Below are 7899 nucleotides of genomic sequence, written 5' to 3'. Positions count from 1 at the left end.
TTCAAATTCGGCCTTGAACGAGTAAAACTTTCTAGGAAATAAGGTTGAACATTAGATTTTTTCGACTTGTTCAAAGTGGCCGGAGGGCATCCGGACACTCAAAACGGACGTGGAGAAAGAGTCAGACTTAAGCAATTAAGCGTTTTTCGGTGAAGCGTCAACCCCATTCAGCGACCACCCTAAAAAAGTGGCGTGGTGAGGAATCGCCGTCCGTTTTACGGCGGCGAGGATGTCAAAGGGACTAAATCCTTAGAGAACTACCCAAGATGATAACAGATGGACTCCACAAGCATAATCAATGCTCAAGCCCGGGATGACTCGATAGTGGTTCACGTTGAAAAAGCTCCCAATTCCATATCTTCGTTAGAAAGGCTTTGCTGCCATTTTAATTCACTTTCAATATCTTCTAGCAATTGATAATTCATAATTCATAATTCATAATTCATACTCCTTTTTCTATTGCGCTAATATTCTGACTAGCTCTGCTTTCTTCATCTTGCTTAAACCAACGATTCCTTTTTCTTTGGCTAGAGTCTTTAATTCGGAAACAGTCTTGAGTTTGAGAGTTTCTTCTGAAAATTCCTCAATCACTGCATCTTGTTGAGATTCAGGAGTGAGATAAAAGACAGTTTTGAGTAAATCTAATCCCTTCCCTTTTGTAATTCCACACTTGAGGGCAACAATTGAGTCTAAACTCTTCCAGAATTGACGGGGAGCCTCATCAATCCTAGCAGTAGCAGTAGCTAATTTAACTGTTTTTAGGGGGCTATTCGGTTGTTCAATTAAGAACTGTAAAGCAGATTTAATTTCTTCTCTTGAAGCTGTTGACAGATTTAGTTTTGGGGTTTCTTCTCTTGCCAAAACTCTGGATATATTCCTAGCATCTTCTGTTCCATCGGCAATAATACACCAAATTCTTTCTAGTCCAGCCCTTTCAGCCACAGCATAAACAAATGAGTTGCCGATAACTTCATAGCGATCCTCTGATAGTTCTTTCACGATTACAGGCAGCCAATTGCGTCCACCTGTCTGCTGTAATAGTTTGGCAGTAACTTCAATTAAAAAACTATCAGCATCGGTCCCATTGGTAATTTCTATTTCATCTAAGTAGAGATACTTCAAAGTACCAATATCGGTATATTCCATCATTGTAAAAAATACTCCTTTGCTAAGTCTTTGTAGTAGTCATAAACGGAACGATGTTTATAAACGGCTGGCACGCGCTCAAAAGCAGCACTGGCTATAATAGCGTATTCTGGCAGGTGATGAATATGTAAATTTTTACTGGCATTAGTGTATCTGGGATAAAAATAGGGTACAAGGTTTTTGTCATTTTCTAGTATTTGATCAATTGCTTTTTGGGCAAGCTGTAACTGTGGTTGAGTAATCTTCTCACCGTTGAAAAAAATTGGTAAGGCTATGGGAGTCCCCTCTTTTTTTAATTTTTGCATTTGCGGCAGAAACTCCTTGATGGCAATAGCTGCATTATGAAGGGAGAATGAATTGTTATGTTTTGTGGGTAAGAGGACAACATCGGCAGCATAAACAGCCAGCCGGCTAGTAAATCGCCAATTGGGAGCTGCATCTATAAAGATGTAATCGTACTCATATCTAGCTAAGTCTAATTTTCTATGGAGAGTGGATATTTTCATGTGAGGATGATAGTCAGACTCCGTAAGCCCTGCTATTTTATTATCAGCAGGAACAACATCGAAGGTAATTTGTAGTTTTGAATTCTTAAAAATATAGGGGCTAATCACTGATTTTAGGTCAATATTCTTGTCAGTTAAAGCCTTTTCTAGTAGGCCATCTTCTGGGTTTATATTTAGGATAGATTTAGTTAAATCTCGTTGATTAAAATCAAAGTCTAAAACTAGAACTTTTTTACCTAAAAAAGCAAGGAAAGCGGCAAGATTTACGGTTGTGGTGGTTTTGCCTACACCGCCTTTATTATTGTAAACAGTAACCGTTAGTGCTTTGGGAGTCTTGTCAATTTTTGTCTTGATCAGAGCTACGGTCTCATCAATGTTCTCAGGAGTTATTGCTATGCAAGTAGTGGCAGGGAAAATGATTTTACCATGTTTTCTAAATAACTGGATGTGTGAACCGTTAGTGATAATTCCCCATTGGGCTGCTTTACAGTTATTCCCTAATAACTGACGCTTTAACTGATTGACAGTTGCCTTATAACCTGGACTATTTTCAGTTAAGTTAGTATATCTATCTTTTAACTCTATCAGCAGAAAAGGATTACTCTTTGTCTGCAAAAAAATATCGTTTTCTAGGTTTCTCCGAGTGGCAAAGTCGGTAATCCCACCGCCTCCCGTGTCGTACTCTGGAATTCTCTCCGTGGTTGAAAATCCTAAATATGATATCAGGTAAGGTGCAAAGTTGGTGCTAACGATCGCGTGAGACGCATCTTGAGGCAAATGCTGAAGATAAGATTTGAGACTTGTTACTCTGGGGGTGTTATCTTTCATTTGAGTTCACAAACTATAGACTAAAGTTAATGAATCGCTGTTTTTTTGAGTATAACACTCTATTTCCTCAACCCCTAACCCATTATGGAAAAATTAACTAATCTCGATCGCATTGCTGAAGAAATTTTAGGTTTAATTCCAACAGAAACGGTGATTATAGCCCTATTTGACGGTGATAGTATTTATTATCGCGCGGGTGCGGGTAAAAACAGCCAGGCAATTGTGGGCAAAAGGGGTGATATTGCCACGTCGGGATTGTGTACGGTGGTTTACCGGGATAGTTGTCCGGTGGTGGTGGAACAAACCCTAGGAGATAATCGCATTCGTCAGGATATAGCGGTGGCTTTGGGGATAAAAACGGCTTTAGCTGTGCCAATTAGGGTTAATAATCGGTTATTTGGTGCAGTAATGCTTTTAAATCGTCTCGATGGTCAGGAATTGACCGATCGAGATAGTTTGTTAGTGGAGGAATATCTTTGTTCTTGGCCAGATTTTTAGTAAAAGCGATTTTTGATCAGATTGGCATTGACGAATAAAGCGTTACAGTAAATTAGTCCTTCATAGGGATAGGGAGACCAATAGGATAAATCGTATAGACCATTAAAACGAAAGCCTTGTTGATACAATTGGTCGTAAATTTTGGTAAAAAATGTATGGCGAAAATCGGAGGGACGAAACCCAACTTCTGAAAGAATCATGGCAATTTTTCTTTCTTCTAGAAAATTGGTTGCTCCAGCTAAAACCTGTAGCTCATAACCCTCTGTGTCCATTTTAAGCAGGTCTATCCTATCTATCCCCTGAGCTTGACAAAAATTATCTAAGCTATCAATTGTAATTGCTTCTGTTTTGTCGGTGGATTGGCCTTGATTCTCCCCTACGGGCCGGTTTAAGGCATCGGTGAGGGAGTTTTGTTGAGAATTAGAGTTTAAGATAATTGTTTTTTCTGAAGGTTGCTCGCCTAAAGCGATCGGAAAACAGCGAATTCGCTGATTATTAGCAAATTTTTGAGATAATTGGGCAAAAGTTTCCTTGATTGGCTCGAAACAAAGAATATTAGCTTGAGGAAATTTTTGATGAAAGTAACTACCTGTTTGTCCAATATTAGCCCCGACATCAAAAATAATCTTTGGTTGCTGGTGATGACAAATTCTTTCTATATCTGAGGCCACATCCCAACCAGCAGGGAAGGAATCGGGGGAAACTTTCTTGTAAGTCTCAAGACTCAATTCATGAATCAAATTTTTCAGCCGGCTTTTAATGCTCATAATTGTTTTGTAAATTAGAACGGTAATTGATACAGTCAATATAGCAATCGAAGGGACAAGTAACTAGAGTAAAAAAAGTCACTTTAATTATCCTCTGTCCCTGCAACTGTTACTCAGAAATGAGGGATAAAAGCGGTTGGGTAATCCAGTTGAATGCTACGGCGATTTGATGGTTAAGGGTGGGCAGACGGTAGAGATAGACTAAGCGACGGGTAAGATGGGCAAGGGGACCGGCTAATTCTAGTCCTAAGCCGCTAATGGTAGCTTCATCGATGCCGAGGGTCAACATTTCGCCTAAAGGTTGATAACGGAAGGGTAAAGCCGGTTTATCGTGGAAACTCGCCCAAATATTCCAAGCGCAGTAGTCGGACTGTTGAAGGGCCACTTGGGCCGTGGCAGCATAGGGTTTATCCTCTTGATCGCGACCATCGGCCGCATCGCCGATCGCGTAGATGCTGGGGTTTTCGACAGTTTGTAAATATTGATTAACTTTTAGTAATTTGCGCTCATTATGTGCTAGAGGCAAATTAGCGATCAGTGGAGAGGCGATCGGACTAACGGTCCAGAGAATTAGATCAACGGGGATATTGTCGATCTGTCCTTTGTAGTCAAGGGAGAGGCGATCCGCTTGGATATCGGCGACGGTGGTTTCGAGGTCTAACCAAACCAGACGTTTTTCTAGGGCTTTTTTGGCGGTGTCGCGGTTAAATTGGGTTGAAGGTCCAAGTATATCGCTATTTCTTTCGATCAGACGAATTCTTCCCCTTTCTCCGAGACGATCGGCCAGCTTACAGGCTAATTCTACGCCGCTATAACCGCCCCCGATAATGGCGACCCGAATTTTATCGCGATCGGATTGTTCTAGGGTTTTGAGTCGATCCCGAAGACGATAGGCATCCTCTAGACTACGAAAGGGGATAGCGTGGGTTCTGGCCCCAGGTAGGAAGTCAAGGGAAGATTGACCACCGAGGGCGATGACGAGGCGGTCATAGCATATATCTTTTTGATTGTCAAGGGTTATTTTATGATTATTAACATCGATCGCCGTGACGGTTCCCTGTTGGAAGTCAACGGGGGTATTAGCGAGCAATTCGCTGAAAGGGGGGGCAATTTCCCAGGATTGCAGTTCTGAGGTGACTAATTCGTAGAGAAGGGGAGAAAATAAAAAGCGATCGCTTTTATCAATTAAGGTAATTTGGGGGGGGTGTTGATCTTGCCAAGGCAATTGACTCAAACGCAAAGCAGTATAGAGTCCACCAAAACCACCACCGAGAATACAAATTTTTGGGCTTGAGTCAGTCATAAGTAGTCGTGCAAAATAAATTTCCTAGTGAAGATAGGCAAGAGGCAATAGGCAAGAGGCAAAAGCTTTATCGAGATGTGTAATTAATTTTGCTTAGGTACTTATCGATCGCTGAGGGTTTTGTTTCTTATTGTGACACTGCCTGCCGTAAAATGGACGGGGAACCTTAACCCCAAATTTTCGGTAAAGCCAGGAAAGAAAAATAGTTTTTAATTATCTACCCAGCCAAATCGCCAGCAAAGCCACAATTGTAGCCAGAAAAAGGATATGATTCATCCAATCATCGAAAGACCAATTTTTAAACATAATTTAGTTCCTTAAAATCGAGGCTTACTGCTCAACAGCTTACCTTAATTTCTAATAGAAGTGCTATCGGGGGCAGCTGGTTGACCGGGGCAATATATTAAGATTAGTTAAGGGCAGTAAAGGGATCGTTAAATCAATCATAAATTGTTATAGTCCATCTCTTCTAGAGCCTAGCATAGAGGGGAATCCTCCTTAATTCCTAGATAATTGCATGAATGGACTACAACAACAGATTATCAGTCTTGATCGGAAAGTCGATCACCTACAGGATATTGTCGAAAGCCTCAGCCGGCAAATTGCTATCCTAGCCGGGGATAAATCGAGTCGTTCTCCGCGAGAATCCCTAGAAATGGTCGGTTTTTCCGAGTTATCCGATAATAGTCTCTACGATCATAAAGATATTCTCCGGGATCACGGTGGCAAACAGGCCCCGGCTGTCAATGGTGATAATTCTTTTGCCGATGAAATCCAAATTCGCCGATTGACGGCACAATTGACGGCGGCTTACAATCGTATTGCCGCCCTCGAAGAGCAATTACTCACCTATCGCATCCATTCCTAGTTAATTTCTGCCCAGAGGATTGGGTAAACTGGGTAAGGTGGGATTGGTAGGTAAATTGGGCAAAGGATTACTATTTTCCAGGGTGGGATTGTTAGCTTCCCCCGCTAGAGTCGCTAAAGCCACGCGATCGCCGCCTACCTGTCGCAGGAGGTCTAAAACCCCCACCACTTCGTTATAACTGGCATTACGGGAGGCATTGAGTACCATCAGTCCATTGGGACTATATTGATGATAATTCTTAATCGCCTCGAACAACTGGGCGCGAGTCACCATCTGTTTTTCGACGTAGAGTTGTCCGAAATCATCGAGACTAACCACCAACATTTCCCGCATCGGGGTGGTGGCGGTACTAGCTTTCGGTAAATCGAGGCTGATGGCCTGTTGGCGAGATAATCCCACTGCACCGAGAATAAAGAAAGTGAGAATACAGAAAATTACATCAATCAGGGGAATGATATTAACCTGCACATCCTCTTGAATGCGGTGTTGCTCATGCCATAATTTCAGGGGACGAGCCGTAATGTGGCTACTTTTGGGCTTTTTGTGGTTAAGAGATTTAGTTTCGGCCATGGGTGATTAGGGAGGAATTTAGCGATCGAGGGGTTTTTCTAGGTTAGCACTGAGGGAGTATTGTTGGTCTTCTCCATCTAGCCAACGTTGACGGTAGATAATTTCTAAATCACTGCCGGCCTTGCGAAAAATTCGGGCTTGATTGAACCAGAGTCCCTGAAAAACACGATAGAAAGCGAGGCTAAAAATAGCGACAATTAAGCCAGTAGCGGTGGAAATTAAAGCTTCACTAATACCTAAAGTTACTCCCGCCGTTGAGGAAGTTCCCAGGTCACTTAATTGAATATTGGCCAAAGAGGTAATTAAACCGAGTACCGTCCCCAATAATCCTAACAGGGGAGAAAGGGCGATGACTGCCTCAAGGATTTTATCACCCCGTTTCATTAGGGATAATTGTTCATCGGCAGCCGATTCGAGGGCAAAGTGAAAAACCTCTGGATCTGGATTTTCTAAGCGCAGGGGAGCGTAGAGATAGCTACCAATGGGATGATTACGGGAATCTCTGGCGACTTTCGTGGCTAGATCCCAGTTACGCATGGCGGATTCCATAATGCGATTTAAAATCTGCCCCTCACTGAGGAGGGTGCGACTCCAAAACCAAATTCGTTCGATAATAGTGCTAAGAGCTAAAATAGACAGAAAAAGCAGCGGCCACATGGCCACTCCGCCTTTTTGGATTAAATCAGTTATATTCACGGGTTTTTTGTTTCCTCCAATACCGAGCGATTCGGGCTTGATTATTTAGTTTAAGATTTAAGTCGATCAATTGACATTTGACATTTATAGTTCTTACGCTGACTTAGAATACAGGATGAGATGGGGCTTTTCAAGAGGCCAGAAGAGGTCAAAAAAAGGCTTTAGGGACTGTCCCGACTCTATTTGAATCTAATTCTGGCCGGAGAAGTCCAAACCAGAGCTATCTAGACCTGGATTCAGTGGCTGGGATTTTGCGCCTATGGTTAGGGATGGGATTCCCAGGCGGTGGCAATGCCGCCACTCAGCCGCCAGTATTTGATGTTTTAAATCAAATTATGCCATTTTTCAAAAACTGTGGCATACTTGGGGGGGGAGATAATTAAGCGGATCAATTGGCTATGTCTGGGGTAACTAAAATCAACATTGTTGAGTCAGTGGAAGATTTAAAAGAATTAATGAAACAACAAAAAAGTAGTTTAGCCTACGCTAAAGTACAGTCATTATATTTTTTGAAGATGGGCGAGGTAGAGACAGTTCGCCATCTAGCATTGTTAATGGGACGAGGGGAAAGAACAATGGCTCTCCCAGGTTTGGTGGGTAAAATGTATTCTAGGATACAGTCCTGCTGGCGAGTGAGTGGAACGAACCACAAAGACACAAAGGACACAAAGATTGATCGATCATATTGTAAGTTAAACTGATCACACAGAACCTAGA

General features: G+C 42.1%; 8 protein-coding genes. 2 read left to right on the top strand and 6 right to left on the bottom strand.

The window, feature by feature from the left end; translation table 11 throughout:
* Positions 1–456 precede the first annotated feature (456 nt).
* Together ACE1AQ_RS05330 and ACE1AQ_RS05325 are read right to left on the bottom strand one after the other, a co-directional pair.
* Positions 457–1149, bottom strand: a complete 693-nt coding sequence (locus ACE1AQ_RS05330; protein WP_002800082.1) for a Rho termination factor N-terminal domain-containing protein — start codon at positions 1147–1149, stop codon at positions 457–459.
* Complete coding sequence (locus tag ACE1AQ_RS05325; protein WP_110544867.1) at positions 1146–2480, bottom strand: AAA family ATPase; 1335 nt, start codon at positions 2478–2480, stop codon at positions 1146–1148. Before ACE1AQ_RS05325 ends, ACE1AQ_RS05330 begins: the two co-directional genes overlap by 4 nt.
* Before the next feature lie 84 nt (positions 2481–2564).
* Here ACE1AQ_RS05325 and ACE1AQ_RS05320 point away from each other — a divergent pair, with 84 nt between their 5' ends.
* Positions 2565–2978, top strand: coding sequence for a GAF domain-containing protein (locus ACE1AQ_RS05320; RefSeq protein WP_110544865.1), 414 nt, complete (start codon positions 2565–2567; stop codon positions 2976–2978).
* On the opposite strand, the gene ACE1AQ_RS05315 is transcribed toward ACE1AQ_RS05320, so the two are convergent.
* Positions 2975–3745 carry an FkbM family methyltransferase gene (locus ACE1AQ_RS05315; RefSeq protein WP_110544863.1) on the bottom strand — a complete coding sequence of 257 codons (771 nt, stop codon included), beginning with the start codon at positions 3743–3745 and terminating at the stop codon, positions 2975–2977. The genes ACE1AQ_RS05320 and ACE1AQ_RS05315 overlap by 4 nt on opposite strands.
* Positions 3746–3854: 109 nt before the next feature.
* Positions 3855–5048, bottom strand: coding sequence for an NAD(P)/FAD-dependent oxidoreductase (locus ACE1AQ_RS05310; RefSeq protein WP_110544861.1), 1194 nt, complete (start codon positions 5046–5048; stop codon positions 3855–3857).
* Positions 5049–5565: 517 nt separating this feature from the next.
* Between ACE1AQ_RS05310 and ACE1AQ_RS05305 the strand changes: the two genes are divergently transcribed.
* Positions 5566–5916, top strand: coding sequence for a hypothetical protein (locus ACE1AQ_RS05305; protein WP_008201641.1), 351 nt, complete (start codon positions 5566–5568; stop codon positions 5914–5916).
* Here the strand turns inward: ACE1AQ_RS05305 and ACE1AQ_RS05300 are convergent, their stop codons facing one another.
* Positions 5917–6486 (bottom strand): biopolymer transporter ExbD, encoded by a 570-nt coding sequence (locus ACE1AQ_RS05300; RefSeq protein ID WP_008201640.1) that lies wholly within the window; start codon positions 6484–6486, stop codon positions 5917–5919.
* Positions 6487–6504: 18 nt separating this feature from the next.
* Positions 6505–7143 (bottom strand): MotA/TolQ/ExbB proton channel family protein, encoded by a 639-nt coding sequence (locus tag ACE1AQ_RS05295; protein WP_081504672.1) that lies wholly within the window; start codon positions 7141–7143, stop codon positions 6505–6507.
* Positions 7144–7899: the final 756 nt, after the last annotated feature.

This window comes from Microcystis sp. BLCC-F209 (genome assembly GCF_041928595.1).
Taxonomy (GTDB): domain Bacteria; phylum Cyanobacteriota; class Cyanobacteriia; order Cyanobacteriales; family Microcystaceae; genus Microcystis.
The sequence above is the reverse complement of the archived record's forward strand: the minus strand, read 5'-3'. Positions and strand labels throughout refer to the sequence as shown.